Raw genomic sequence first — 24,874 nt, 5'->3', positions numbered from 1 at the left:
GGTCCGCGCCCGTCGCGTGTACCGCTCTGCGGGCCGCTCCCCCTGCGGTGTCGCCCGTCGGACCACTCCGGCACCCCCGTGCTGTACGTCTGCCGGGACGGTCACCGGTACCGGCCCGGGGTGAGTATCCCCGGCGCGCGGTACGAACCGGCCGTCCCGGACGATGATGTCCTGATCGCCCGCGCCCCGGGCCGAAACCGTGCGGGCGCCGTGCTGCGGGACCGCCCGGTTCAGAAGGCGTTGTTGAAGCCCCAGAGCATCTCCCGCGGCTGTTCGGCCCGGCCCCGCAGGTCAGCGACCACCTCCGCCAGCACCGGGTGGTGCAGGGTCCGCAGGGTCTCCAGGTCGAGCCCCAGCAGATCCGGCAGATCCGGCGGTGCGCCCGCGGCTCCGGACGCGCCACCGCCCGTACCACCGGGCACACCCGCCCCGTCGTCACGTGTCGACTCGTTCATCACGCCTCCCCGTACTCAGTACCGGGCCCGCCGCGCCGCGCTCGCCGTTGAGCGCACACCGCCGGTCCCACGTCCCTGACTCGCTCCGTGCTGCTGCCCGCGCCGTCGGCCGGCGCCGGTCGTGCGCCGGTCGTGCCCTCACCCGGTCCGGACGCGCCGCCGCTCCGGGTACTCGTCGTCGAGCACTCAGCGCTCCAGCCCGGCCAGCCGTTCGGCGGTCCACTCGCCCGCCGCTCCGCCGCCGTCCGGCAGCTTGCGCCACTCCAGGCGGGCCGCCCGGTAGGCCTCTCGCGCGGCCCGGGGGCGCCCCGCTCTCTCATAGGTCATACCCCGCCAGTGGTTGGCTGTAGCACCCAACTCCACTGCCTCCTGGAGCTGTTGCGGACTCTCCAGCTCCGCTTGTGCCGTCGCGGCAGCGGCCGCCGCCGCGCGGAAGGCCTCCGCCGCCTCGTCACGCCGGGCCGGCCGGGCCAGTGCGTCGGCGGCCTCCAGCTGGGCCCTGCCCAGCTCCAGCCAGCAGCGCGCCGCGGTCAGCGGGACCGCGGCCTCCTGCGCCGCCAGCCCGAAGAGGTACTCGGCCTCCCGGAGATCGACCCGGTCCGCGGCCGCCCGGTGCCGCAGCATCAGGGCCCGGCCGAGCATCAGCAGCCGCTCGGACTGCTGCGATCCGCCGGACGGCGTCTCGGTCCGGCAGTCGCGCAGCACGCGCACCGCCGCACCGATGTGCGGTCCGCCGTCCGGCAGTTCGGCGCGGCGCAGCAGTGTGGCGCCCCATTCGGCGAGGAGATCGGTGTGGGCCCGGGAGTCCCGGGGGATTCCGCGGGCCGCTCGGGCGAACCAGTCGGCGGCCGCCAGGAGTTCGTCCGGATCCCCGGTGTGCTCGTAGCGGGCGACCCGGACCCGTCCGGCCCTGGTCTGCAGCTGGGCGCGCTGGCGCTGCTCCCGTACGGTCTCCAGCGCCTGGGCGGTCAGGACCGCCGCCTCTTCGGGTTCCTCGCCGGAGGCCAGCAGTGCGTCCACCAGGTCCAGCACGATGCGGACCTCGGTGCCCATGGTGTGCCGGCCGCCCTGGGCGAAGGCCGTGCGCAGCGAGCGGGCCGCCTGCCGGGCGAACTCCCTGGACCGTTCGGTGTCCTCGGTGGCACCGGACAGCTTCAGCAGGGTCCGGCCGTGCTGGAGCGGGAGGGCGGCCGGCCGGTTCTCCTGGTCGGGCCAGGAGTCGGCGAACGCCTCCAGCATCCCGCAGGCGCTCTGCAGCAGGGCGCTGTCACCGTCGAGCCGCCACTGCGCCTCCAGGGCCCGCACCCGCTCCAGGGTGAGCCGCAGCGCCTCCGCCGGGGGGAGGCCGGGGGCCGCGCAGGCGGCGGTGTACTCGCGGTCGGCGCGCCGCAGCAGCTCCAGGGCGCCGCGCCGGTCACCGCGCCGGCGCCGGTCGTCGGCCGCCGCGTGCAGCACCTTGGCCAGCACGGCCCGTTCGCGTACCGCACCGGGGACCGCGGCCGCCCGCTCGGCGGCGCTCTCGGCCTCGCGGAGCAGCTCGGCGCCGCCCTGCACCTCCCAGAGCCGCAGGACGCAGCGCGCGTACTCCGCCCAGAGTCCGGCGTCCACGGCCTGCCGGGGTCCGTTCTCCGCGGCTCCCCGCAGCAGTTGGACGGCGTCGATGAGGCGCTGCACCATCTTGTCCGCCTCGAAGTGCCGCACCAGCTCGCGGGCGCGTTCCACGGCGGAGGTGGCACCGGGGGCCGACGGCCCGGGGGCGGGAGCCTTCGGCGGGATCACGAATCTCGGCGGCACGGGCATGAATCGCTCCAGTACGCGGGCAGCGACCTCGGCGAAGGCATGGGGAACGCGGGCGCCGCCGCGCCTCTCAGTCCCCCCGTCCGCCTCGTTCTCCTCGCTGTCGTCGTTCTCCTCGCCGTCGTCGCCCTCCTCCGGCTCCTCGTACCCGGCGCCCGTGGTGGCGTGCCCGGTGGCGTACGGGGAATCGACCGCCCCTCCGTCGCCGAGCTGGGCGAAGGCCAGGGCGGGGAAGTTGGGCCCGCCCTTGCCGAACCGCGTCTCGATGTACTGCGAGCAGTGCTTGAGCACGAGCAGGGCCTCGTCCCGGCCCAGCGGACCGAGCAGCGCCTCCTGGACGCCGGGCTCGAAGCGGTACCACTGGCCGCGGCCGCCACCCGCGCCGTCCGCCCGCGAGAGCAGGCCGCTCAGCAGCACCTCGGCGAGTTCGGAGGGGCCCGACTGGGGCAGCATGGTGCGCTGCACCAGCTGCATCACCGGCAGGTAGAGGGGTGCGGCCGCGAGGTAGACGGCCAGCTGTCCGGCGGCCGGCGAGGCGGCCGAACGGAAGCGGCTGACCAGCTGGAGCGAGGACAGGGCGGCGCCGGAGCGCTGGGCGGCCGCCGGGGGCTGGTCGGCCCGTACCCAGCCGACCGCTCCGGAGATCCGTGCCGCCCCGGTACCGGAGAGCAGCCTGGCCCAGGCCGCCAGCGCGTCCGGCACCGGCGGGAGGACCGGGACCGCCAGGGCGCCGGGGTGCACCGCGGGGCCGGCTCCGGCGTCCTCCGTGACCTTCAGCAGGGTGGCGCCGGCGAGGCCGTCCCCCCGTGCCAGCGAACCGAAGGTGACCGGCAGCCGGGTGCGGCTCCACATGCGCTGCGGCAGCGGCTGCAACACGGCGACCGGGGCCTGCCGGGCGAGCTGGTGCAGCAGCCGGTGGGCGCGCCCGCTGTGCCAGAGCGGCCCGGCGCAGTCGCTGATCACCACGGTGACCCGGCGCCCGGTCGGATCGCTGAGCCGGTCCGCCGAGTGGAGCGGGGCGGCGGCGGGGTCGGAGCTGCGGCTGACCGCGCAGCCGCCGTCCGGACCCTGGTGCAGATAGCGCACCTGAACGTCACGGAAGGCGCCCAACTGTCCGAAGATCTGCTGGAGTTCCCCGAACATCCGGTCCCACACCAGCATCGAGGACGAGGCGTCCATGACGCACTGGAGGATCGCGTCGCCCCGGCCGACCCCGCGGAACACCGGCATGATCATGCCTCCCGCGCGGGCGCTGAGGTCCGCGGTCGCCGTCTCGTCCAGGACGCGGCGCAGCGGAGCGGAGACCGGGCGGTACCGCTGCAACGGGCGCAGCGCGCGGGTGAGTTCGAGGGGTGCGGGCAGGACGGGGGCGGCCGGCACCCCGAGCGCGAGTTCGGTGGTGCGGGGCTCCGTACCGGATCCGCGGCGGGCCCCGGGGTCGCCCTCGTCCCGCTCGCCGCCGGCCCGTACGGGGCTCGGGACGGGGTGCAGGGCGATGCGCCCGTCGCCGATCGGCCCGTCGCCCGGCTCACGGTCCGCACCGGGCCGGCCGGTGTCCGTGCCGCGTCCGCCGTCCGCGCCCACCCGGTCCACGGGCCCCGGGCCCGCCTGCTCCCCGGGCAGCCGGGCATCCGGAGCCGTCGCCCCGGCCCCGTCCTCCTCCGGGGCGCCGGGCGTGCCGGTCCACCTGGCCAGCCAGAGGGCGTCGCAGAGCTGCTCGACGTCGGGGTCGAGCCCGGCTCCGCGCAGCCGTGCGACAAGCGTCTGCAGCAGCTCTCCGTCGTACGGCTCCGGGGCATCGGGCCCACCGGGCGGCACAGAGGCGCCGTCCGCGCCGGACATCAGCACCTCACCTCGGCCGGTCGAGCCGCTGGATGAGCAGTTCGGCCAGCCGGTCGCGGCCGGCCGGCGCAGCGGCGTGGGTGAGGTAGATGGCGTTCAACAGCTGGTCCGTGGCCAGCAGTTCGCTGCGTGAGCGCTCCAGGAAGCGGGTGATGAGGTCCTCGCTGGAGCGGGCGGCCTCCTCGCCCAGGTGCGCCTTGACGAAGGCGGCCAGCCGCTTGTGGTCGGGGCGGTCGAGTTCCAGGTGGATGCAGCGGCGCATCAGGGGGGCCGGGAAGTCCCGCTCGCCGTTACTGGTGAGGACGACGAACGGGAAAGCCCGGCACTGCACCCGGCCGCCCTTGATCCGCACCTTGTTGCCGTCGTGGTCCAGCACGTCCGCCTCGCCGTCGGGGAGGCGGTCCACGATCCGCTCCAGCTCGGGAATGGCGAACTCGCCCTCCTCCAGCACGTTGAGCAGATCGTTCGGCAGGTCGATGTCGCTCTTGTCGAGCTCGTCGATGAGCAGTACCCGAGGCCGGTCGGAGGGCAGCAGCGCGGTGCCCAGCGGGCCCAGCCTGATGTAACTCCCCACGTTCTGGGCCGAGTCGGCACCTTCTCCGCCGTTCGCGGAGGCGTGCGAGGCGATCTGCACGTCCTGCAGCCGGGCGATCGCGTCGTAGTGGTAGAGGCCGTCCAGCAGTGAGGAGCGGCTGACGATGGGCCAGCGCAGCACCTTGCCGAACTCGAGTTCACGGGCGACGGAGTGGGCCAGGGTGCTCTTTCCGGCCCCCGGGTCGCCGGTGACCAGCAGCGGACGCCGCAGGTACAGCGCGGCGTTGATCATTTCGAGTTCCTCCGCGCCCGGCCGGTGCTCCTCCGCGATGCGTCCGGGGATGCCGAGCCTGCGGTCGGCGGAGTCGCCCCCGTCCGCCGGGGTGCCGCGACCGCCCGAGAAGTCGCGCCAGGGCGGCGGCGGCGGCAACTGCGGTACGCCGTCGTGCGGTTCACCGATGCCGCGGTAGATGAGCCACTCGCTGGGTTCACTCATAGCGTGGTCCTCGTTGTCACTCGTCCGCCAGGGACAGCAGCTGTCGAACGTGCCTTACCGTAGCGATCCGGCGTACCCCCCGTAAGGGGCGGGCCGGCACGGTCCTTCGGATGATGACCGGCGCTTCTCGTCACGGCGCCTCCAGGAACTCGCCCGAGCCGGGCAGCGGGTGGTGCGGATCGTCGTAGAACAGGGCGACCCCGTCGGACCAGTACGTCTCCGTGCGTTCCGCGCTCACTCCTCTTCTCAGCTCGTGCAGCTTCAGCGGAAGCCCGTCACGGGTGCGGGCGTCAAGGACGGCCTCGGCCACCCGCCGGTGGAACTCCCGGCAGACCGTGTCGGTCTCCGTCGGCCGCCGTTGCAGCAGGGCCACTCCGAAGCCGGTGTCGAGCACCCGCACCGCCCCGGCCGTGATCCCTGGGTCCGGGTTGCCGTAACGGCAGAGCACCGGCACGCTCTCGTGGGCCAGGGTGCGCAGGTGCGCGACCTCGGGTACCCGTACCCGCAATTCGTTCTCGCAGTCGACGACTTCGGCCCGCATCGCGCCCCGCGTGGCGCTCCAGCGCGCCAGACGCTCGTCGTCGGGCCCGCGGTAGGAACTGCGCAGGACCACCGGGCGTACGACGCCGAGCGGCAGCCCGTCCGAGGGGAGCTCCCAGCGGTCGACCTCGAGAGCGAACAGCGCGGGAGGGACGGAGACCTGGAGCAGGGCGGGGCTGCCCGGCTCGTCGCACTGCCGGAACGCCTCGGTCAGTGCGGCGGCGAGCCGGTCCGGCAGGGTGTCGAGCGCGGTGCCCTGGCTGTCCTCGGCGACGGGCAGCATCTCGCCGGTGTGGCGGGCGACCGCGATGCGCCAGTCGTAGCGGTCCCGGGCCCAGCCCTGGGGTTCGAGTTCCAGCAGGACGCAGGCGCGTTCGCCGTGGCGGACGGGTTCGCTCGGCGCCGCCACGGCCCGGCGGCGGTCCTCGTCCAGGCGCAGCCGGACGGCCGCCCACTCCATGGCGAGCTGCCGGCGGAAGTCGCGGGACAGCTCCTCCTCCGCGATCCGTTTCACCCACTCCCACAGCGACTTGGCCGCGGTCCCGGTGGACGGCACGTCGAAGGGCCGGTCGGCGGCGAGCACGCCCATGCAGTAGCGCAGGACCAGTTCGAGCGGAGCGTCGTGGTCGCGGGCGCGGGTGTCGTAGAGCGCCCCCAGGCCGTCCCGCCAGCCGCGCGGGGCGGGGCGGTGGTCACGGGAGTGGACGCCGGGCAGGGCGTCGAGGAGGAGGAGCAGGCCGCGGGTGCTGACCGGGGGCGGGAACTCGGCGAGCCGCCCCAGCAGGTCCGCGCGCCGCTTGGGGCCGAGGACGCCGCCGGGCGGGGCCGACAGCTCGCTCTGCGCGTCGGCCCAGGTCCGCTCGGTGCTGGCCGGGCTGTTGTGCCGGTCCGCGTGGTAGCGGTCATGGGCGTGGAAGACGGACTGGTAGGTGTCGTCGCCCTCGGTCTCGACGGGCGCGGACGGCACCTTCAGGGTGCGCAGCCGCTCGATCCCCACGGCCGTTCCGCCCTGGTGGTTGTCGAGCCGCGACTTGATCACCCCGACCACCTCCCCGCGGGCGAGATCCACCACGGGGCCGCCGGACATGCCGGGCTCCAGCCAGTCCCCGTCGAGCCGGACGACCTGCTCGGCGTCGTCCGACGCGCCGTAGGCCCCCTTCACGACACAGACCCCGCTGCGCTTCAGCAGTCCCCCGCCCTGCGAGGGCGCCCAGCCCACGCAGTGGATCTCCCGGCTGCGGAGCATGGCCTCCGAGCGCTCGGTGACGTACACACAGGTGTGCTCGACGGGCCGCTGGAGCTTGATGAGCGCGAGGTCGGGGGCCGGCCAGCCGGCGGCTCCCTCCGGACGGGCGCCGGGCATCGCGGCGACGACCTTGCCGGGCACCTCGGTCAGCTCGGTGCTGTAGCGGTCCTCCTTGAACCACACGTTCACCACGCCCTCCTCCCCCCGCATCGCCACGTGCGCACACGTGAGGATCCAGCTCGGGGCGATGAAGAAGCCGCTCCCCAGGAAGTCCCCGCCGGGTCCGTCCTGGGCATACCCGGACCCCGGACGATGGATGCGCACGGTGGCGTCGTGGACGAGGTCCATGAGGGCAGCCTCCGGCTGTCCCGGGCCCCCCTCTGCGCCCCCGTCGCCCTCCGGGCTCATGCCCCGCCGCCGTCGGTGTCGTCCGCCCCGTCAGGGTGCGCCGGGGCGCCGGGGGACGCACCGGCGGGCGGGCCCGGGGGCGCGGGCGCCGGTGCGACGGGCGGGGCTCCGGGGGGCGCGAACGGAACCGGTGGCACGGACGCGGGCGGCGCCGGGGCCTGCGCGGGCACGGGCGCGGGGGCCGGTGGTGGCGGGTCGACGGGTGGTCCGCCGCCGTTCCAGGTGAGCGTGACCTTGATGGCTCCCTTGGCCTCGCCGTCCGCGAGGAGCCCGACGATCCTGCCGGACTTGGCGGTGAGCTCGATCCCGAACTCGACGCTGACCTCGTCCGGCCGCACGGCGCGCAGCGGCACGGCGAGCGAGCGCGCGACACTGGTCACCACGCCCTGCAGGCTCTCGACCCGGGCCTGCACCTGGTCGGCGATGTCGCCGAACCCGGTGTCCGTGTACGTCGGACCGGCACCGGGCGCCGGACGGTCCAGCTCCTCGGCTCCCGAGATCCGGGCCCAGACCGGCGTGCCGTCCGGCATCTCAATGCGCGTAATACGGGCCGCACTGTCACCCATGACACCCCCCGTTCCCCAACTACCCGCAGGTTAACGGCCGTAGCCGACCGATGCGAGGTACATGGACCAGGACGCGGGGGTGTGGCGGACCGGTTCGCGGGCCCTGCGCACGGCCGGTTCGGTCCGGATACCGCGGCCTCCGTGGGCTGTCACCAGGCATTAAACTTGCCGACATGTACTTCACCGACCGCGGTATCGAGGAGCTGGAGAAGCGGCGAGGCGAGGAGGAGGTCACCTTCGAGTGGCTCGCCGAGCAGCTGCGTACGTTCGTCGATCTGAATCCCGACTTCGAGGTGCCGGTCGAGCGCCTCGCCACCTGGCTGGCCCGGCTGGACGACGACGAGGACGAGGACGAGTAGTCACCGCCCGACCGCCGCTCCCCGCCCGCCCGTCGCCGGACTCTCAGGCGGGCCCGCCGCCCGCCCCGCCAGGGCCGTCGTCCCGGATCCGGTCGTACGCGAGACCGAGCGCGCCGTGCACCATGAGCAGCGCCCCGGCGAAGACCCAGCCGCCGCTGCGCCGGCCGGCTCCCCAGAGGGCGAGCGGAAGTCCCGCGGCCAGCTGGGCGCCTGCCAGGGCGCGGGCCCTGGGACCCCGCATCCAGGGACCGACGCGGCTGTTCTCGACCGCTTCGAGTTCCACCCTGACCGCGTCGCGCCAGCCGGTCCACGCGATCCGTTCGGCCGCAGGGCCCGCACCGGCTCCGGCGGCCAGCGAGGCCGAGGACGCGCCGGGGTCGAGGCCGGCCGGGAGCGTCAGCCCGACACGGGTGAGGACGGCGAGCAGTCCGCGCAGCCGGGCGCGGGCGTCCGCCTCCGGATCGGGGCGGGTGAGGGCTTCGAGCGCCTGGACGTCCAGTACGGGATCGAGGCCGAGCCGCTCGGCGAACGTACGCATCGCCTCGTCCTCCCCCGCCGGGGTCCCGTCGGCGAGCCAGACGTAGCCGACCGGCCGGCGGAAGCCCGCGGCCAGGGTGTACCCGGCCCGGTCGCCGTCCCACCAGAGCGCGAGGACCGGCCAGGCGGAGCCGACCGCGAGTGCGGTGGCCCAGCCGCCCAGCACCCGGTCGACGGGCTCGGCCGCCTCCCCCGCCTCCGGTTCCCGCAGGTCCTGCGGGCGTCCGCCCCGCCAGGGCGTTCCCTCGGGTACGAGGACGCTCCATCCGTCTCCGGCGGGTGCCAGCAGCATCCGTTCGCGCAGCAGGTGGGCGACCGGCCGCACGCTCTCGGGTTCGGCCCGGCACAGCAGCAGTGCGCCCACGGGTGATGTCGCGTCCATGCCCCACACCGTAAGACAATTTCGCCCTATTCATCGCTGTTTACGGCGATTTGATCCTTCAACCTCATCCCCACCCTCCGTAGCGACCCGCCTTGACTTCCCTCATCCGCGATATATCGTGTTCTGCAAGAGACGCGATATGTTGCGTCATCCGCGCTCCCCAGGAGGTCAGATCCATGCCTGTGTCGACGTGGGCCATCGCCGAGCCTCAGAAGCTCACCTTCGACGAACCGGTGACGGCGCTCAGCGTGCGCATCGTCAACGGCACGGTCAATGTCGTCGGCACCGACGAACCGACCGCCAGGCTGGAGGTCACCGGCATCGAGGGACCGCCGCTGGTCGTGACCCAGCAGGACGGCGTCCTCACCGTCACCTACGAGGACCTGGCCTGGCAGGGCCTCCTCAAGTGGTTCGACCGCAAGGGCTGGCACCGGCACGCGGCCGTCTCCCTCGCGGTCCCGGCCGGATCGTCCGTGGAGGTCGGCGTGGTCGGCGCCGGGGCCTTCGTCTCCGGAATCCGCGGCCGTACGGACGTACGCGGCGTCACCGGCGACACCACCCTCGTCGGACTCGCCGGGCCGGTCGGCGCGGAGACGGTGTCCGGGAGCCTGGAGGCCCAGGCCGTCACCGGCGACCTGCGCTTCCACTCGGTCTCGGGCGATCTGACGGTCATCGAGGGCGCCGGCGTCTCCGTGAAGGCCGAGTCCGTCAGCGGGAACATGGTGCTCGACCTGGACCCGACCGGGAAGCCCACCGACATCCGGCTCACCACCGTCTCCGGCGAGGTCGCCATCCGGCTGCCGCACCCGGCGGACGCGCGGGTGGAGGCGAACACCGCGAGCGGCTCCGTCTCCAACGGCTTCGAGGACCTGCGGGTCAACGGCCAGTGGGGGGCGAAGCGGATCACCGGCACGCTCGGCTCCGGGACCGGGACACTGAAGGCGACCACGGTCTCGGGGTCGATCGCCCTGCTCCGCCGCCCACCGGCCGAGGACGACGCCCACGACGCCGAGCCGACCGGAAAGGTGCTCTGACATGCCCCCCGTATTCGCCCATGGCCGCCTGCGCCTCTACCTGCTGAAGCTGCTCGACGAGGCGCCCCGCCACGGCTACGAGGTGATCCGGCTGCTGGAGGAGCGATTCCAGGGGCTGTACGCGCCCTCGGCCGGCACGGTCTATCCGCGGCTGGCCAAACTGGAGGCCGAGGGCCTGGTCACGCACGCCACAGAGGGCGGCCGCAAGGTCTACTCGATCACCGACGCCGGCCGCGCCGAACTCGCGGGCCGCACCGGCGAGCTGGCCGATCTGGAGCTGGAGATCCGGGATTCCGTCTCCGAACTGGCCGCCGAGATCCGCGACGACGTCCGCGGGGCCGCGGGCAAGCTGCGCAGCGAGATGCGCGCCGCGGCGGACGAGTCCCGCCACGGCACCACCCGCTCCGGCGCCAAGGAAGGCGCCAGGGGAGGCAAGGAGTCGCCCTTCGGCGGCTTCGGTGACTTCGGGGACCTCGGTGACTTCGGCGACAAGGAGACGTGGCGCAACGCGAAGGAGGAGCTGCGCAAGGCCAAGCAGGAGTGGAAGGAGCAGGCCCGCCGCGCGAAGGACGAGTCCCGCCGCGCCCGCGAGGACGCCCAGCAGGCCCGCCGCCAGGCCAAGGAGGCCCAGGACCGGGCGCGCGAGCAGATGCAGAACGCCGCCCGCCAGGTCCAGGAGCACTTCGCCCGCGGCGACTGGCCGGCGGGCGTGCGGGAAGGGCTGGCGGAGATCACCGGACAGCTGGGCGGCTTCGCCCGTACCGGCGGCCGGCCCCCGTACGTCACGCCGGAACCCGCCGACGCCGACCCCGACTGGGGCAAGGACGTGGGCGGTACGGGTGATCCGGCCCGCGATCTGGACCGCCTGCTGGACCGCTTCCGCGACGACATCCGCGACGCGGCCCGGGACCGGGGCGTCACGGAGGACCAGCTGTCGGAGGCCCGCCGCCACCTGTCGGCGGCGGCGTCCGGCATCGGGGCGCTGCTGCGCGGGGACACCGGCGGCAGCGCGACGTAGGAGCGGCCCAGAAGTGGCGCCGGGCGGCCCGGGGATTCCCCGGGCCGCCCGGCGTTCAGCCCGCCTTCCGGTCCTGCTGCGCGCCGCCGTCCCCGTACAGCGCGCGGCTGACCGTTTCGTACGTGGCGCCGTGCTCGGCCAGGACGTCGGCGACGACGCCGGGGTTGGCGGTGAGAGCCAGCAGGAGGTGCTCCTCGCCGATGAACCGGTCGCGCCGGCCGAGCGCGATCCGCAGGGACTTCTCCAGGACCGCCTTGGCCTCCCGGGTGAAGACGCGGTGGCCCGACCACCGGCGCCGGACCCGGCGCCCGCCGTCCAGCGCACCCTCGCCGTGTGCCTCCTCGATGCGGTCGACGATCGCGGTGAGGTCGATGCCGATGCCGGCGAGCGCTTCGGCGTCGGCCCTGGTCATGCCGCCGCGCCTGCGGGCGTCGGCCAGCGCGGCCGCGACCGACGCCCTGCGGTCCGCGAGGCCGAGCGCCGCGGTGGCGAACGACGCCCGGCTGCCCTCCTGGTCCAGCAGCGCGAACAGCAGGTGCTCCTCACTGACCGCACCGGCGCCGGCCCGTTCGGCGTGGTCCGCCGCTCCGGTCACGGTGGCGCGGGCGCCCTTGGTGAATCGCTCGAACATCAATGCCTCCCGTACTTCTTGTGCACGGCCTGCCGGCTGACACCCAGTTCGGCCGCGATCTCCTGCCACGACCAGCCCTGGCCCCGGGCGCTCCTGACCTGTACGGCTTCGAGTTGCTCCAGCAGCTTGCGCAGCGCGGCGACCGACCGCAGCCCCACCCGGGGGTCGCGGTCGCCGGCGCGAGCGGCGAGATCCGTTGCTTCGGTCATGATGTCAACTTACGTTGACACCCCGCCGCGCGTCAACTCTAGTTGACAGTGAGCACGATCTTCCCGAACTGGTCGCCCGAAGCCAGCCGTTCGAAGCCCTCGCGGGCCCGGTCCAGCGGCAGCACCTCGTCGATGACGGGGCGCACCCCGGTGGCCGCGCAGAACGCCAGCAGATCCTCCAGCTCGTCCTTGGACCCCATGGTCGAGCCGATGATCCTCAGCTCCAGGAAGAAGATCCGGGTCAGCTCGGCGTGCGAGGGGCGGTCGCCGCTCGTGGCGCCCGAGATGACCAGCGTGCCGCCGGGGCGCAGGGACTTGACGGAGTGCGACCAGGTGGCGGCGCCGACCGTCTCGATGACGGCGTCGACCCGGTGGGGCAGCCGCGCGCCGGGCTCGTACGCCTCGACGGCGCCGAGTTCGACGGCCCGCTCGCGCCTGGCCTCGTCGCGGCTGGTGGCGTAGACCCGCAGTCCGGCGGCCCGGCCGAGGACGATCGCGGCGGTGGCGACCCCGCCGCCGGCGCCCTGGACGAGCACGGAGTCGCCGGGCCGCACCCCGGCGTTGGTGAAGAGCATGCGGTAGGCGGTCAGCCAGGCGGTGGGCAGGCAGGCCGCCTGCTCGAAGGTGAGTTCCTTCGGCTTGGGCAGCACGTTCCAGCTGGGGACGGTGACCTGTTCGGCGAAGGTGCCCTGATGGCGCTCGGTGAGGATGGAGCGGGGCTCGTCCGGGCCGACCCCGTGCCCGGTCTGGCCGATGACGGAGTGCAGGACGACCTCGTTGCCGTCCTGGTCGGTCCCGGCGGCGTCGCAGCCGAGGATCATCGGCAGCTTGTCCTCGGCGAGGCCGACACCGCGGAGCGACCAGAGGTCGTGGTGGTTGAGGGAGGCGGCCCGGACGTTGACGGTGGTCCATCCGGGGCGTGCGCCGGGAGCCGGGCGTTCGCCCAGCTCAAGGCCGTTGAGTGGGTGGTCGCGGTCGAGGCGGGATGCGTAGGCGGCGAACATGGGGCCGACGATAGGCCGGGCGGCGGTCCCGCGTAACCGGCTGCGGGTGTGACACGCACCGCGCGTGACGGGCCGTCCGGGACATGAGCCCCACCGGCGGCCGGGGAGCGGGGGCACGGGGACAGCGCCCCCGAAGGGACGCGCCCCCGAACCCCCGCCTCAGCGCACTCAGCGCCGGGCCACGCCCTCCGCCCGCGCCGCCGCCGCGACGGCCGCGGTGACCGCCGGGGCGACCCGCTCGTCGAACGGCGACGGGATCACGTAGTCCGCGGCCAGCTCGTCGCCCACCACGTCCGCCAGCGCGTTCGCCGCGGCGATCTTCATGCCCTCGGTGATCCGGGACGCCCGGACCTGGAGCGCGCCCGCGAAGATTCCGGGGAACGCCAGCACGTTGTTGATCTGGTTCGGGTAGTCCGACCGCCCGGTCGCCACGACGGCCGCGTACTTGTGCGCGATGTCGGGGTGCACCTCGGGGTTCGGGTTCGCCATGGCGAAGACGAACGCGCCGGGCGCCATGGAGGCGACGGCCGGCTCCGGGACCGTGCCGCCGGAGACGCCGATGAAGACGTCCGCGCCGGCCAGCGCCGTGTCCAGCGGCCCGGAGAGACCCGCCTTGTTCGTGAGCTCGGCCAGCTCCCGCTTGACGTCCGTCAGGTCCTCGCGGTCCCGGCTGACGATGCCCTTGCGGTCGGCGACCGCGACATCGCCCAGCCCCGCCGCCAGCAGGAACTTGGCGATGGCCACCCCGGCCGCGCCCGCGCCCGAGATGACGGCGCGCAGCTCGCCGAGGCCGCGCCCGGACAGCTTCGCGGCGTTGCGCAGAGCGGCGAGCGTGACCACGGCGGTGCCGTGCTGGTCGTCGTGGAAGACGGGGATGTCGAGCCGCTCCTGGAGCTTGCGCTCGATCTCGAAGCAGCGCGGGGCCGAGATGTCCTCCAGGTTCACCCCGCCGAAGGACGGTGCGAGCCTGACGACGGTCTCCACGATCTCGTCCGCGTCGGTGGTCGCGAGGGCGATCGGCACCGCGTCGACGCCGCCGAACTGCTTGAACAGGATCGCCTTGCCCTCCATCACGGGGAGGGAGGCCTCGGGCCCGATGTCGCCGAGCCCCAGCACCGCGGTGCCGTCCGTCACGACGGCGACGACCTGCGACTTCCAGGTGTAGTCGTGGACGAGTTCCGGATTCTCGGCGATCGCGCTGCACACCTTCGCCACACCGGGCGTGTACGCGAGGGACAGGTCGTCCTTGTCCCGGATCGGGACGGTGGCCTGCACGGCCATCTTCCCGCCGCGGTGGAGCGCGAAGGCCGGATCGAACGGCTCGTCGGTCGTGCTGCCCGTGCTGTCTGTGCTGCTGTCGCTGCGAGGATTCACGATCTCCGCTGCCATGGTGTTGACCCCTTAAGTCTTCATCGTTTGAGGGTGGCCACTCCTGGTTGAGGAGGGGTGGGCGGGCACCGCGTACGTCCCCTGCACTGGGCGGTTGGCCCGCCGCGGCAGGGGGGAGGTACGTACGCGCGGGCGCGCCGCACACGCGCCCTGAGCCCCGGATGAGGGGTGTAAACGTCTTTCATACCGGACGGACCGGGTCATGGACGAGTCCATACCCACTCGGTGACGTGACTCATAGCCGAAAATCTGGACATGTCAGCCACGCCGAGAATGGGTGTCCACCGGTCGAGACGCGCCGCAGATTCTGCGGCCGTGGGAAAGAAACCCCATAGATGGTCCGGCCCTGGTGTACCGGCCACATGAGGATCGGGGATCGCCCGTTACCCGATTTTGACATGACCAGCCCCCTGAATGCGCTGGTCCGAATGGCAAGATGCCGTAATCGCACATGGCGGCGACACCCGACGTCGTGTGCCAAACCGCCTGGCAACACCACCCTCATCTGCCGGAGGAACCCGATCATGACCGCACGCACGAACCGTCGTACGACCGCGAAGTCCCGGATTGCAGCGGTCGGCGCCATCGCGGTCGCCGGCACCATGCTGCTGACCGCCTGTGGCGACCAGACCAAGAGCGGCTCCGACACGACGAAGACCACGGCCGGCAACTCCCCCGCCGATCTCCTCCCCGCGGAGATCAAGTCCAAGGGCGTCATCAAGGTCGGCTCGGACATCGCGTACCCGCCGGTCGAGTTCAAGGACAAGTCCGGCAAGACGGTCGGCATCGACCCGGACCTCGCCGCGGCGCTGGGCAAGGTGCTGGGCGTGGAGTTCCAGTTCGAGAACGGCACGTTCGACACGCTGGTCACGGGGCTGCGCTCCAAGCGCTACGACCTGGCCATGTCGGCGATGACCGACACGAAGGACCGCCAGGAGGGCATCGACCCCGAGACCAAGAAGAAGGTCGGCGAGGGGGTCGACTTCATCGACTACTTCACCGCCGGTGTCTCGATCTACACCAAGAAGGGGGACGACCAGGGGATCAAGGCCTGGTCCGACCTCTGCGGCAAGAAGATCGCCGTCCAGCGCAACACGGTCTCGCACGACCTGGCCAAGGCCGAGTCCAAGAAGTGCACCGGCGGCAAGAAGATCGCCATCGAGCCGTACGACAACGACCTGGAGGCCCAGACCCGGCTGCGCTCCGGCGGGGCCGACGCCGGCTCCTCCGACTTCCCGGTGGCCGCGTACGCGGTGAAGACCTCGGGCGGCGGCAAGGACTTCCAGATCGTCGGCGACCAGGTCGAGGCGGCCCCGTACGGCATCGCCGTCGCCAAGGGCAACGACCAGCTCACCAAGGCCGTCAAGGCGGCCATGGACGCGATCATCAAGAGCGGCGAGTACAAGAAGATCATCGCCAAGTGGGGCGTGGAGGCCGGAGCGGTCACCGAGGCCAAGCTGAACGGCGGATCGTGACCGGACCCCGGCACTGAGAGGCATCAGCCGTGATTGACACCGACAAGCCGGGCCCGGCCGACCAGCCACCCGCACCGCCCGTCCCGGCGGCCGGACCCGAGGCGATCAAGGCCATCCCGGTCCGGCACTACGGCCGGTACGTCTCCGCGGTCGTCGCCATCGCCGCACTCGTCGCGATCATCTACGCGTTCAGCCAGGGCAGGATCAACTGGGGTGCGGTCCCGGACTACTTCTTCGACGACCGCATCGTCAAGGGAGTCGGCCAGACCCTGCTGCTGACCTCCCTGTCGATGGTGATCGGCGTGGTCGGCGGCATCCTGCTGGCCGTCATGCGCCTGTCGAAGAACCCGGTGACCTCGTCGATCGCGTGGTCCTACATCTGGTTCTTCCGCGGTACGCCGGTCCTGGTCCAGCTGTTCGTCTGGTTCAACCTGGGTCTGGTCTTCCAGTACATCAACCTCGGGCCGATCTACAAGGACTACTGGTCGAGCTTCATGACGCCGCTGCTGACGGCGCTGCTCGGCCTCGGCCTCAACGAGGCCGCGTACATGGCGGAGATCTGCCGGGCCGGTCTGCTCTCGGTCGACGAGGGCCAGACGGAGGCGTCCCACGCCCTGGGCATGAGCCACGGCAAGACCCTGCGACGCGTCGTGATCCCGCAGGCCATGCGGGTGATCGTGCCGCCGACGGGCAACGAGGTCATCAACATGCTCAAGACCACCTCGCTGGTGGCCGCCGTGCAGTTCTACGAACTCTTCAAGTACGCCCAGGACATCGGGCAGGCCTCCGGGGCCCCGGTGGAGATGTACTTCCTCGCCGCGGCCTGGTACCTGATCATGACCTCGGTGCTGAGCGTCGGGCAGTACTACCTGGAGCGGTACTACGCCCGCGGTTCCAGCCGCAGCCTGCCGCCCACCCCGTTGCAGAAGATCCGGACCAACCTGCTGTCACTCGGCCGCCCGAAGGGAGGCATGGCATGAGCGCCATGGTGAAGGCCGAGGGCGTCCACAAGTCCTTCGGCGCCGCACACATCCTCAAGGGCATCGACCTGGAGGTCGCCCCGCGCGAGGTCTTCTGTCTGATCGGCCCGTCCGGTTCCGGCAAGTCGACCTTCCTGCGGTGCATCAACCACCTGGAGCAGATCAGCGCCGGCCGGCTGTCCGTCGACGGCGAACTGGTGGGCTACCGCCAGAAGGGCGACAAGCTCTACGAGCTCAAGGACAGCGAAGTCGCCCTGAAGCGCCGGGACATCGGCATGGTCTTCCAGCGCTTCAACCTGTTCCCCCACATGACGGCGATCGAGAACGTCATGGAGGCTCCGGTCCAGGTCAAGCGCGAGTCCAAGGCCGTCGCCCGAGCACGGGCGACCCAGTTGCTGGACCGGGTCGGCCTGTCCGACAAGGCGAACAGCTACCCCTCGCAGCTCTCCGGCGGACAGCAGCAGCGGGTGGCCATCGCCCGCGCCCTGGCCATGGAGCCGAAGCTGATGCTCTTCGACGAGCCCACCTCCGCGCTCGACCCGGAGCTGGTGGGCGACGTCCTGGACGTCATGCGCGGACTCGCCGAGGACGGCATGACGATGATCGTCGTGACCCACGAGATGGGCTTCGCCCGTGAGGTCGGGGACGCGCTGGTCTTCATGGACGACGGCGTGGTGGTCGAGTCGGGCCACCCGCGCGACGTGCTGACCGACCCGCAGCACGACCGGACGAAGTCGTTCCTCTCCAAGGTCCTGTAGTCGCCGCGACCGCATGTGTACGGGAGGGCGGTACCGGCTCACCGAGCCGGCACCGCCCTCCCGTCGTGTCCGCCGCAGCCGCCCCGCCGCTACTTCACCGCGAGCACCAGGCTGTCCGAGGGCGAGGACCACACGGCCCGCGCCTCACCGAAGCCGGCCGCGCGCAGGGTGTCCGCGTGCCACCGGACGGACGGCGTGTCGCCGTCGGCGTGCTCGCCGTAGATCCGGAACCGCTCGGCGGTCGGCCCGGCGAGCACCGGGTCCTTCGCGGCCAGCGCCCACCAGTCCGCCCAGTCCAGGGCGCCGCCGGCCCTGGCCCCGTCCATGACCGTGTGCCGATGGGCTCGCTCGGCGGCGTTGATCCGGGGGGTGTCCGTATCGGTCATGTGGTCGGCGTTCATGAAGACCCCGCCGTCCCGGACGAGGCCGCCGAGCTGCCCGTAGAGAACGGCGAGCGGCTCGCTGTGCAGCCAGTGCAGGGCCGTGGCGGTGAGGACAGCGTCGTACGAGTCGTGGGGCAGCCGCGCCGCCCACTGCGGGTCCTTGAGGTCCGCGGTCACGAAGGTGACGCGCGCGTCGTCCGCGAAGGAGCCGCGGGCGATGGCGAGCAGCGCGGGGTCGAGATCGACCCCGGTACTGGTGGCCTTCGGGAACCGCCGGAGCAGCCGGTCCGTGATACTTCCCGTACCGCACGCGAGGTCGAGCACCCGCGGTTCGGGGCCCACCAGGGCCTCGACCATGTCGAGCATCACGCGGAAGCGTTCCTCGCGGTCGGGCATGTACCACTCCTGCTGCCGGTCCCAGCTCTCCTGCCAGGCCCGCCAGTCGGTACCCCGTGCCGTGTCCGTCACCCGAAAGCCTCCTATGTAATACCCTGGACCCGGGGAAGCCCATTACATCACCGTCGCACCGACTTTAGACCGACGCCGTAAGGACTACAAGTGGAACTGGCCTATTACTCGGACTACGCCGTGCGCCTGGTCAACACCGAGGAGCCGGCCCGCAACAAGGACGCCCTCACCTCGGTCGACGCGGTGCGCGAGCTCTTCGGCGTCAACGGGCAGGCCGCCCGCCGGGCGACCGACGCCGATGTGACCCGCTTCCGGTCCGTCCGGGCCCGGCTGCGCTCGGTCTTCGAGGCGGCCGACGGCGGGGACGAGACGCTGGCCGTGGACCTGCTCAACTCACTGCTGCTGGAGTTCCCGGTCAGCCCGCAGATCTCCGGCCACGACATCCGGGACGCGGACGGAAAGCCGGACTGGCACATGCACCTGGCCGACCACCCGTCCAACGCCACGGCGGGCTACGCCGCGACCGCGGCGATGGGCCTCGCCTTCCACCTCACCTCGTACGGCGTGGACCGGCTCGGCCTGTGCGAGGCGGCGCCGTGCCGCAACGCCTACCTAGACACCTCGACCAACCGTTCCCGCCGCTACTGCTCGGACCGCTGCGCGACCCGCGCCAACGTGGCCGCCTACCGGGCCCGCAAGCGCCTGGAGACGGAGCGCGCCGCCGAGACCGGCCGCAGCGCGGAGACCGCCCAGCCCGCCACACCGCGCAGCGAACGCTGATCCTTCGTCAGCGGCCGGTAGCGCGCCCGGACCCTGGCCAGCACGAGCTCCTCGGGCACGGTCCCGTAGTCCGTGCTGTCGCCGCCCGCGAACCGGTTGTCACCGCGCACCCACCAGCCGCCGGCCCGCCGCTCCACGGCCCGCTTGACCACCAGCAGGTCCTGCTGGAACGGATGCCTCAGGATCACCACGTCACCGGGGCGCACCGGCACCCCGTACTGCACGAGCAGCCAGTCCCCGTGGTGGAGTGTGGGCACCATCGAGGGCCCCGTCACCTCCACCACCTGGAACGGCACCCGCGCCGCCAGCCCGCGTCCGGGCTGTTCATCGGTCAGCTCCGGCACCTCCGGCACCTCCCGCATCTCTCCGGCACCTCCCCGTCCGTCCAGTACACCGCCCACACCAGCGTTCCGTACATTCGGCCACTGGTCCCATCCTCACCCTGGACTTTTGGCCTAAGCCCATGGGGGCACCCACTATTTCGCGCCTCTCACGGAGTAATGTCCCACCTGAGAAGACGATCACGAGGAAGGACAGCCCCATGCTTTCCCGCCTGTTTGCCCCCAAGGTGAAGGTCAGCGCCCACTGCGACCTCCCCTGCGGCGTATACGACCCGGCCCAGGCCCGCATCGAGGCGGAGTCCGTCAAGGCCGTCCAGGAGAAGTACCAGGCCAACGAGGACGCGGACTTCCGCACTCGCTCGATCCTGATCAAGGAGCAGCGCGCCGAGCTCGCGAAGCACCACGTCTCGGTGCTCTGGAGCGACTACTTCAAGCCGCCGCACTTCGAGAAGTACCCGGAGCTGCACCAGCTGGTCAACGACACCCTGAAGGCGCTCTCCGCGGCCAAGGGCTCGAACGACCCGGCGACCGGCCAGAAGGCTCTGGACCTGATCGCCCAGATCGACACGATCTTCTGGGAGACCAAGAAGGCCTGATTTACGGTTAGACCGTCTGACCTGCCATCTCGTCGGTCACGTCGGCTACCTGACCGCACCCGGCCCGCCGGGCGCCCGCAACGACGCCCGTCACTGACCGGGTGCGGTCTTCTTCGTTTGGGCGTGGGTGAAGGTGGTTCCGCGACGTGATGACGGCGGACGCGGGGCCGAGCACCATGCCGGTCACACCGACGACACCCGCTAATCCGGCCGCTGTGACGGCCGCCACCCCCTGATCCCTACTGGGCAACAAAGGGTGCGTATCCGGTCGGGACCTCACTGACCTGAGGGTCAGAGAAGATCAAGGTCAGGTGATGCGCGTTCGTCTCGATGCGCACCTCGTGGAAGTCGATCCCGACGGCCTTCGACCAGCGGCGGGTCGCCTCCGACTCAGGCTGAAGTCCGGCTCCCGGATACATGCCATGCCACTTCACTCCCCAGACGTATCCGTCAAGATCGACACCGGTTTCATGGTCGATGAGCCGGTCGTCCAGAGAGACCCGCCACGTCTCCGCGGGCACTGACGTCTCGCACCGTGCCTCTACGCAGTACCGGAAGAGATACCGGAGGTGGGCCGGCACGACGCCGGTACGGGGATCAGCCGTTGCATAGACGACGACCTCGTAGTCGCGCATGTAATTGGTGTATCCGTGGTGCTCGACCGCGTGATCGAAGGTCTCGTCCAGCATCTGTTCAAGTACGGCAGTATCCATGCTGCCTTCTACCTCAGTTGACGAAACCTTCCACAACGAGATTCACGGGGCTCACGCGCTGCCGTCACCACCCGTTGCATCGAGGGCGGTAGCAGTCAGGCGGCGCGGGTCGACGGACCAGTGGGAGCGGATCAGGCTCGGCGACACGTTCTTCCACCGCCGCCCGATCAGCCTGGCAGGCACGTCAGCCGCCGGGGCCGTTGCAGGGTTCAACCATGGACCCGGGGGCACCTGAACTCCATGACGGGCTTGGGGAACTGCTGCTACCTCACCGACACGCTCGGCAGTGTGGTGGCGGTCGCCGACGAGACGGGCACCACGGTCAACAACTACGGCTACAGCCCTCGCGGCCCGCTCCCGCGACCCCAACATCGGCGGCTTCACCAACCCCGCCCTTCGGGAATCCTCCCGCTCGCTTTGGGGATCGAGCATGCGACATCGTCTGCGTCCGCCTCCTGATACTCACCTCCTCTCTTCTTCAAGCGGACACAGCAGCCGACAGCTTTAGTCATACAGAATCGAAAGTGAGGGCTCATGGGAAGCCGTATGACGCTGGCAGCCGCCGGGCGGGGCGGGCCGGAACTCCCCGCCTGGGGGATTGCGATCTTCCTGGTGATCTTCGCACTGGTGGGAGTCTTTGTTTTCGTGAGGAGATCAAAGAACCGTCCGTGACCGTTGGAGAGTGGCCGATGGCCGATGGAGTCGTTCTCGACGGAGTGCTGACCCGGCTTGTCCCGACGACCGAGGGCGATGTGGACCTGCTGGCCCAGCGGTTCGCTTCGCCCGACTTCGTCGAGCACTGGGGCGGCGTACCGATTTCGCGTGCCGAGGTGACTGAGAAGTACGTGGGGAGGCGGCGGCCGCGTGTGGAGTCCTTCCTGGTGCTGGCAGAGAGCACACCAGTGGGCTACGCGCAGTACTGGCGGGCCGGAGTCGCCGAAGGCGGCATCGACATGGTGTTGGGGCCGGAAGCGAGAGGGCGGGGCCTGGGGCCGGATGCCGCTCGCGTGCTCCTTGCACACCTGGGCGGAGACCTTGGGTGGCGGCGCGTGACCGTCGATCCCGCAAGAGGGAACCTGCGGGCAGTACGCGCCTGGGAGAAGGCCGGGTTCCGGCAGGTGCCGAGCGCGGCCGAGAACCTGCGATGGATCTCGCCGCATCCGACGCCCCCGGCCGGCTCATCGCCCTGGCCGCGGCCGAGCTCGGCGGGCTCGATTCCTGGTGAACAACGTCGGCGGCGGCGACCCGGGCGCGGACCCGACGGGCGGCTTCCTCAGCTTCACGGACGAGCAGTGGTCGGAGGCGTTCAACCTGAACTTCCTGACCGCCGTCCGCACCACACGAGCGGCCCTGCCCCACCTCACGGAGAGTCGGGGTTCCGTCGTCAACATCTCCTCGAACGGGGCCAGGACCCCGCACGCCGGCCCCGTCCCGTACACCACCGCGAAGGCGGCGCTGACCGCGCTGGGCAAGGCGCTGGCCGAGGAGTTCGGCCCCTTGGGGGTGCGCGTCAACACCGTCTCGCCCGGCCCCGTCCGCACCGCCATGTGGGAGAGTCCCGACGGGTACGGGGCCGAGCTGTCCAGGTCCATGGGCGTGGAGCACGAGCAGTTCCCGGCCGGTCTCCCGGCCGCCGTGGGCATGGTCACCGGCAGGCTCGTACACCCGGACGAGGTCGCCGCACTCGTCGCCTGCCTCGCCTCTCCCCGCGCCGGCAGCACCACCGGCGCGGACCACATCATCGACGGAGGCTCGATCAAAACAGTGTGACCGGGAGGTGCGATCAGCGGCGCGGTCAGGACGGTGTGACCGCCGTCCGCTCCGCTCGTCGGCCGCCCAGGAAGGCGCCGGCGAGCAGGGCCCCGGCCAGCACCAGCGCGGAGTTGACCAGGATCGCGAGCGAGACGCCCGACAGGACGGCCTGCGGGCCGTTGTCGCCGACGCCGGCCATCCGGGCGGTGACGACGGCGCTCATCACCGGGATGCCCAGGGTGATGCCGACCTGCTGGGTCATGGTGGCGAGGCCGGTGGCCAGGCCCTGTTCCTCGTCGGGGAGTCCGGAGGTCGCGGTCACCATGAAGCCGACGATCATCAGCATGTTGCCGATGCCGCCGATGAACGTGGCCGCCAGCAGCAGCCAGATCCACGCCCCTGAGGTGCCGAGCGCGACCAGGGAGAGGGTGGCGGCGGCCTGGACGATGCCACCGGTGACGATGGCCGTCCGGTTGCCGAAGCGGCCGACCGCACGGCCTCCGAGGGTGCCGCCGATGACCGTGCCGATGCCGAGGACACCGAACGCGAGCCCCGTCGCGAGGGGCGAATAGCCGAGGACTTCCTGGAGGTAGAGCGTCAGCAGGAAGACCAGCGAGGTCTCGGTGACGAAGGCGATCAGGCCGGTGGCGTTGCCCCAGATGACGCTTCGGCGCTTGAGGATGTGTACGGGGACGAGCGGCGCGGCGGCCCTCTTCTCGACGAACCAGAAGCCGATGAGCAGCACGAGTCCCGCGAGGAGCGCGGCCAGGGTGGTGGGCGTGGTCCAGCCGGTCGCGCCCGCCTGGGTCAGTCCGTAGACCAGGAGCAGCAGTCCGCCGGTGACGGTCGCGGCTCCGGGTACGTCGAGCCGGGGCCGTACGGCCGGGCGCGAGTCGGTGATGACGGACGGGGCCAGGGCCACGACGAGGGCGGCGACGGGCACGTTGACGAAGAAGGCCCAGCGCCAGGAGAGCAGATCGGTGAGCAGCCCGCCGAGGATCGCGCCCGCCGTGAACCCGGCGGACATCAGGGCGCCGTTGAGGCCCAGGGCGCGTTCGCGCAGCGGGCCCTCCTTGAACGCCGTGGTCAGCAGGGCGAGTCCGGCCGGGGTGACGGCCGCGGTGGCGAGGCCCTGGAGGACGCGGGCGGTGAGCAGCACCTCGGGGGAGGTGGCCAGTCCGCCCAGCGCCGAGGAGAGCCCGAGGACGACCATGCCGCCCACGAAGACGCGCTTGCGCCCGACGAGGTCCGCGACGCGGCCGAACAACAGGGTGAACCCGGCGGCCGCCAGGGCGAACGCGGTGGCGATCCACTGGAGGTCCGGGAGGGCGAAGCCGAGCCCCTCGCCGACGACCGGCAGGGCGACGTTCAGGATCGAGAAGTCCACGGCGATCATGAACTGGGCGCCGAGGAGGAGGGTGAGGACGAGCTTCTGCCGGCCGGTCATACGGGGTGCGTGCAACGGTGGACCCGCGGTGGCCGGGGTGCTGACGGTGGCGCGTGACGGGGTCTGGCTGGGTGCGGACATGGTCGCCCTTCCTCGAACGGAGGCTTTAACGGTTCTATGGTTCCGTTAAGATGGAGCGACCGTAGCAGAGGAGAACGCAGTAATGGAACTGGAGTCCCGTTATGACGTCTGAGGGTGTGGAACCCGGTACGGTCCGGCCCGGCGGCCGCACCGCCCGGGTCCGGGAGGCCGTCCTGCGCGCGGCGGGTGACGCGCTGGCCGAGCACGGCTTCGACCGCCTCGATCTCGCCGATGTCGCGCGCCGCGCGGAGGTCGGCAAGACGACCGTCTACCGCCGCTGGTCCGGCCCCACCGGGCTGATCGCGGATCTGCTCGACGACATGGCCGAGCAGTCGTCCCCGCGCACGGCGACCGGCTCACTGGCCGAGGACCTCAGGGCCAACGCCCAGCTCGTGCTCAGGACCCTCACCGACCCGCGCCAGGGCGCCCTGTTCCGCTCCGTGATCGCGGCGGCGGCCTGCGACGCGCGCACCGCTCGGGCCCTGCACCGCTTCTACGCGATCCGGATCAAGGAGTGGTCCGGCTGCGTCACCGAGGCCGTCGAGCGCGGGGAGCTCCCCGCGGGCACGGATCCGGACGAGGTGATCCGTGCCGTCTCTGCGCCGCTCTACTACCGCCTGCTGGCCAGTGGCGACCCGCTCGACGCGGCGGCAGCCGACCGCGCGGCCGACGCCGCCGCCGCGGCCGCGCGGGCGGGTGCGTACGTGAGCTGA

Annotated in this window: 24 protein-coding genes and 1 pseudogene; 11 read left to right on the top strand and 14 right to left on the bottom strand. The window is 72.0% G+C overall.

Going from position 1 to position 24,874, the window contains the following annotated elements; all coding sequences use genetic code 11:
• Positions 1 to 230: 230 nt before the first annotated feature.
• The 5 genes from fxsA to ACIQM0_RS05965 all read right to left on the bottom strand — a co-directional run bounded on the left by fxsA (position 231) and on the right by ACIQM0_RS05965 (position 7,884).
• Positions 231 to 455, bottom strand: a complete 225-nt coding sequence (fxsA, locus tag ACIQM0_RS05985; protein WP_401283879.1) for an FxSxx-COOH cyclophane-containing RiPP peptide — start codon at positions 453 to 455, stop codon at positions 231 to 233.
• A gap of 186 nt (positions 456 to 641) precedes the next feature.
• A complete protein-coding gene (locus tag ACIQM0_RS05980; RefSeq protein ID WP_401283877.1) occupies positions 642 to 4,094 on the bottom strand; it encodes an SAV_2336 N-terminal domain-related protein in 3,453 nt (1,150 codons plus the stop codon).
• A 7-nt stretch (positions 4,095 to 4,101) separates the two neighbouring features.
• Positions 4,102 to 5,124: an AAA family ATPase gene (locus ACIQM0_RS05975; protein ID WP_401283875.1), complete on the bottom strand. Its 1,023-nt coding sequence runs from the start codon at positions 5,122 to 5,124 to the stop codon at positions 4,102 to 4,104.
• A gap of 130 nt (positions 5,125 to 5,254) precedes the next feature.
• Complete coding sequence (locus tag ACIQM0_RS05970; protein WP_401283873.1) at positions 5,255 to 7,258, bottom strand: trypsin-like peptidase domain-containing protein; 2,004 nt, start codon at positions 7,256 to 7,258, stop codon at positions 5,255 to 5,257.
• 56 nt (positions 7,259 to 7,314) lie between these two features.
• Positions 7,315 to 7,884 (bottom strand): CU044_2847 family protein, encoded by a 570-nt coding sequence (locus ACIQM0_RS05965; RefSeq protein WP_401283872.1) that lies wholly within the window; start codon positions 7,882 to 7,884, stop codon positions 7,315 to 7,317.
• Between the two features lie 173 nt (positions 7,885 to 8,057).
• Between ACIQM0_RS05965 and ACIQM0_RS05960 the strand changes: the two genes are divergently transcribed.
• Positions 8,058 to 8,243 carry a DUF6104 family protein gene (locus tag ACIQM0_RS05960; RefSeq protein WP_018102711.1) on the top strand — a complete coding sequence of 62 codons (186 nt, stop codon included), beginning with the start codon at positions 8,058 to 8,060 and terminating at the stop codon, positions 8,241 to 8,243.
• A gap of 43 nt (positions 8,244 to 8,286) precedes the next feature.
• Here ACIQM0_RS05960 and ACIQM0_RS05955 read toward each other — a convergent pair whose 3' ends face one another.
• The gene (locus ACIQM0_RS05955; RefSeq protein ID WP_401283870.1) at positions 8,287 to 9,162 is read right to left on the bottom strand and encodes a hypothetical protein; all 876 of its coding nucleotides are present in this window, start codon (positions 9,160 to 9,162) and stop codon (positions 8,287 to 8,289) included.
• A 176-nt stretch (positions 9,163 to 9,338) separates the two neighbouring features.
• Here ACIQM0_RS05955 and ACIQM0_RS05950 point away from each other — a divergent pair, with 176 nt between their 5' ends.
• Together ACIQM0_RS05950 and ACIQM0_RS05945 are read left to right on the top strand one after the other, a co-directional pair.
• A complete protein-coding gene (locus tag ACIQM0_RS05950; RefSeq protein WP_401283869.1) occupies positions 9,339 to 10,196 on the top strand; it encodes a DUF4097 family beta strand repeat-containing protein in 858 nt (285 codons plus the stop codon).
• A 1-nt stretch (position 10,197) separates the two neighbouring features.
• Positions 10,198 to 11,214 carry a helix-turn-helix transcriptional regulator gene (locus ACIQM0_RS05945; RefSeq protein ID WP_401283867.1) on the top strand — a complete coding sequence of 339 codons (1,017 nt, stop codon included), beginning with the start codon at positions 10,198 to 10,200 and terminating at the stop codon, positions 11,212 to 11,214.
• 55 nt (positions 11,215 to 11,269) lie between these two features.
• On the opposite strand, the gene ACIQM0_RS05940 is transcribed toward ACIQM0_RS05945, so the two are convergent.
• The 4 genes from ACIQM0_RS05940 to ACIQM0_RS05925 form a co-directional block, all read right to left on the bottom strand.
• A complete protein-coding gene (locus ACIQM0_RS05940) occupies positions 11,270 to 11,845 on the bottom strand; it encodes a Clp protease N-terminal domain-containing protein (RefSeq protein WP_401283865.1) in 576 nt (191 codons plus the stop codon).
• Entirely contained in the window at positions 11,845 to 12,054 is a 210-nt protein-coding gene (locus tag ACIQM0_RS05935; protein ID WP_401283863.1) for a helix-turn-helix domain-containing protein, read from the bottom strand. Before ACIQM0_RS05935 ends, ACIQM0_RS05940 begins: the two co-directional genes overlap by 1 nt.
• Positions 12,055 to 12,092: 38 nt before the next feature.
• Positions 12,093 to 13,058 (bottom strand): zinc-binding dehydrogenase, encoded by a 966-nt coding sequence (locus ACIQM0_RS05930; protein ID WP_363025890.1) that lies wholly within the window; start codon positions 13,056 to 13,058, stop codon positions 12,093 to 12,095.
• Positions 13,059 to 13,226: 168 nt separating this feature from the next.
• Positions 13,227 to 14,447, bottom strand: coding sequence for an NADP-dependent malic enzyme (locus ACIQM0_RS05925; RefSeq protein ID WP_363025888.1), 1,221 nt, complete (start codon positions 14,445 to 14,447; stop codon positions 13,227 to 13,229).
• Between the two features lie 524 nt (positions 14,448 to 14,971).
• Here ACIQM0_RS05925 and ACIQM0_RS05920 point away from each other — a divergent pair.
• Genes ACIQM0_RS05920 through ACIQM0_RS05910 form a run of 3 tightly spaced genes read left to right on the top strand, consistent with a single transcriptional unit; the run spans position 14,972 to position 17,660 of the window.
• The gene (locus ACIQM0_RS05920) at positions 14,972 to 15,922 is read left to right on the top strand and encodes an ABC transporter substrate-binding protein (RefSeq protein WP_401283861.1); all 951 of its coding nucleotides are present in this window, start codon (positions 14,972 to 14,974) and stop codon (positions 15,920 to 15,922) included.
• Between the two features lie 29 nt (positions 15,923 to 15,951).
• Positions 15,952 to 16,902, top strand: coding sequence for an amino acid ABC transporter permease (locus ACIQM0_RS05915; protein ID WP_363067667.1), 951 nt, complete (start codon positions 15,952 to 15,954; stop codon positions 16,900 to 16,902).
• A complete protein-coding gene (locus tag ACIQM0_RS05910) occupies positions 16,899 to 17,660 on the top strand; it encodes an amino acid ABC transporter ATP-binding protein (protein WP_401283858.1) in 762 nt (253 codons plus the stop codon). The genes ACIQM0_RS05915 and ACIQM0_RS05910 overlap by 4 nt, the downstream gene beginning before the upstream one ends.
• 89 nt (positions 17,661 to 17,749) lie before the next feature.
• On the opposite strand, the gene ACIQM0_RS05905 is transcribed toward ACIQM0_RS05910, so the two are convergent.
• Positions 17,750 to 18,439: a class I SAM-dependent methyltransferase gene (locus tag ACIQM0_RS05905; protein WP_401284174.1), complete on the bottom strand. Its 690-nt coding sequence runs from the start codon at positions 18,437 to 18,439 to the stop codon at positions 17,750 to 17,752.
• Between the two features lie 162 nt (positions 18,440 to 18,601).
• Here ACIQM0_RS05905 and ACIQM0_RS05900 point away from each other — a divergent pair, with 162 nt between their 5' ends.
• Positions 18,602 to 19,231 (top strand): ABATE domain-containing protein, encoded by a 630-nt coding sequence (locus ACIQM0_RS05900; protein WP_123461604.1) that lies wholly within the window; start codon positions 18,602 to 18,604, stop codon positions 19,229 to 19,231.
• On the opposite strand, the gene sodX is transcribed toward ACIQM0_RS05900, so the two are convergent.
• Positions 19,135 to 19,593, bottom strand: a complete 459-nt coding sequence (sodX, locus tag ACIQM0_RS05895) for a nickel-type superoxide dismutase maturation protease (RefSeq protein ID WP_401283856.1) — start codon at positions 19,591 to 19,593, stop codon at positions 19,135 to 19,137. The two genes, ACIQM0_RS05900 and sodX, sit on opposite strands and share 97 nt — an antisense overlap.
• 179 nt (positions 19,594 to 19,772) lie before the next feature.
• Here sodX and sodN point away from each other — a divergent pair, with 179 nt between their 5' ends.
• On the top strand, positions 19,773 to 20,168 hold the full coding sequence (gene sodN, locus ACIQM0_RS05890) for a superoxide dismutase, Ni (protein ID WP_327338977.1): 396 nt from the start codon (positions 19,773 to 19,775) through the stop codon (positions 20,166 to 20,168).
• 239 nt (positions 20,169 to 20,407) lie between these two features.
• Here the strand turns inward: sodN and ACIQM0_RS05885 are convergent, their stop codons facing one another.
• Positions 20,408 to 20,881 (bottom strand): hypothetical protein, encoded by a 474-nt coding sequence (locus ACIQM0_RS05885; RefSeq protein ID WP_401283854.1) that lies wholly within the window; start codon positions 20,879 to 20,881, stop codon positions 20,408 to 20,410.
• A 689-nt stretch (positions 20,882 to 21,570) separates the two neighbouring features.
• Here ACIQM0_RS05885 and ACIQM0_RS05880 point away from each other — a divergent pair.
• A pseudogene (locus tag ACIQM0_RS05880) lies at positions 21,571 to 22,023 on the top strand (GNAT family N-acetyltransferase); the annotation flags it as partial.
• A gap of 79 nt (positions 22,024 to 22,102) precedes the next feature.
• On the top strand, positions 22,103 to 22,651 hold the full coding sequence (locus tag ACIQM0_RS05875; RefSeq protein ID WP_401283852.1) for an SDR family oxidoreductase: 549 nt from the start codon (positions 22,103 to 22,105) through the stop codon (positions 22,649 to 22,651).
• Positions 22,652 to 22,676: 25 nt separating this feature from the next.
• Here the strand turns inward: ACIQM0_RS05875 and ACIQM0_RS05870 are convergent, their stop codons facing one another.
• Positions 22,677 to 24,161 carry an MFS transporter gene (locus tag ACIQM0_RS05870; RefSeq protein WP_401283850.1) on the bottom strand — a complete coding sequence of 495 codons (1,485 nt, stop codon included), beginning with the start codon at positions 24,159 to 24,161 and terminating at the stop codon, positions 22,677 to 22,679.
• A 101-nt stretch (positions 24,162 to 24,262) separates the two neighbouring features.
• Between ACIQM0_RS05870 and ACIQM0_RS05865 the strand changes: the two genes are divergently transcribed.
• A complete protein-coding gene (locus tag ACIQM0_RS05865; protein WP_401283848.1) occupies positions 24,263 to 24,874 on the top strand; it encodes a TetR/AcrR family transcriptional regulator in 612 nt (203 codons plus the stop codon).

The organism is Streptomyces sp. NPDC091387 (genome assembly GCF_044756945.1).
GTDB lineage: Bacteria > Actinomycetota > Actinomycetes > Streptomycetales > Streptomycetaceae > Streptomyces.
The sequence above is the reverse complement of the archived record's forward strand: the minus strand, read 5'-3'. Positions and strand labels throughout refer to the sequence as shown.

Coding starts and splice junctions, on each gene's coding strand:
- ACIQM0_RS05870 (WP_401283850.1), bottom strand. CDS start 24,161: ATGTCCGCACCCAGCCAGACCCCGTCACGCGCCACCGTCAGCACCCCG.
- sodX (WP_401283856.1), bottom strand. CDS start 19,593: ATGCGGGAGGTGCCGGAGGTGCCGGAGCTGACCGATGAACAGCCCGGA.
- ACIQM0_RS05970 (WP_401283873.1), bottom strand. CDS start 7,258: ATGGACCTCGTCCACGACGCCACCGTGCGCATCCATCGTCCGGGGTCC.
- ACIQM0_RS05965 (WP_401283872.1), bottom strand. CDS start 7,884: ATGGGTGACAGTGCGGCCCGTATTACGCGCATTGAGATGCCGGACGGC.
- fxsA (WP_401283879.1), bottom strand. CDS start 455: ATGAACGAGTCGACACGTGACGACGGGGCGGGTGTGCCCGGTGGTACG.
- ACIQM0_RS05930 (WP_363025890.1), bottom strand. CDS start 13,058: ATGTTCGCCGCCTACGCATCCCGCCTCGACCGCGACCACCCACTCAAC.
- ACIQM0_RS05910 (WP_401283858.1), top strand. CDS start 16,899: ATGAGCGCCATGGTGAAGGCCGAGGGCGTCCACAAGTCCTTCGGCGCC.
- ACIQM0_RS05925 (WP_363025888.1), bottom strand. CDS start 14,447: ATGGCAGCGGAGATCGTGAATCCTCGCAGCGACAGCAGCACAGACAGC.
- ACIQM0_RS05975 (WP_401283875.1), bottom strand. CDS start 5,124: ATGAGTGAACCCAGCGAGTGGCTCATCTACCGCGGCATCGGTGAACCG.
- ACIQM0_RS05885 (WP_401283854.1), bottom strand. CDS start 20,881: ATGGATACTGCCGTACTTGAACAGATGCTGGACGAGACCTTCGATCAC.
- ACIQM0_RS05865 (WP_401283848.1), top strand. CDS start 24,263: ATGACGTCTGAGGGTGTGGAACCCGGTACGGTCCGGCCCGGCGGCCGC.
- ACIQM0_RS05980 (WP_401283877.1), bottom strand. CDS start 4,094: ATGTCCGGCGCGGACGGCGCCTCTGTGCCGCCCGGTGGGCCCGATGCC.
- sodN (WP_327338977.1), top strand. CDS start 19,773: ATGCTTTCCCGCCTGTTTGCCCCCAAGGTGAAGGTCAGCGCCCACTGC.
- ACIQM0_RS05945 (WP_401283867.1), top strand. CDS start 10,198: ATGCCCCCCGTATTCGCCCATGGCCGCCTGCGCCTCTACCTGCTGAAG.
- ACIQM0_RS05955 (WP_401283870.1), bottom strand. CDS start 9,162: ATGGACGCGACATCACCCGTGGGCGCACTGCTGCTGTGCCGGGCCGAA.
- ACIQM0_RS05940 (WP_401283865.1), bottom strand. CDS start 11,845: ATGTTCGAGCGATTCACCAAGGGCGCCCGCGCCACCGTGACCGGAGCG.
- ACIQM0_RS05920 (WP_401283861.1), top strand. CDS start 14,972: ATGACCGCACGCACGAACCGTCGTACGACCGCGAAGTCCCGGATTGCA.
- ACIQM0_RS05935 (WP_401283863.1), bottom strand. CDS start 12,054: ATGACCGAAGCAACGGATCTCGCCGCTCGCGCCGGCGACCGCGACCCC.
- ACIQM0_RS05960 (WP_018102711.1), top strand. CDS start 8,058: ATGTACTTCACCGACCGCGGTATCGAGGAGCTGGAGAAGCGGCGAGGC.
- ACIQM0_RS05905 (WP_401284174.1), bottom strand. CDS start 18,439: ATGCCCGACCGCGAGGAACGCTTCCGCGTGATGCTCGACATGGTCGAG.
- ACIQM0_RS05950 (WP_401283869.1), top strand. CDS start 9,339: ATGCCTGTGTCGACGTGGGCCATCGCCGAGCCTCAGAAGCTCACCTTC.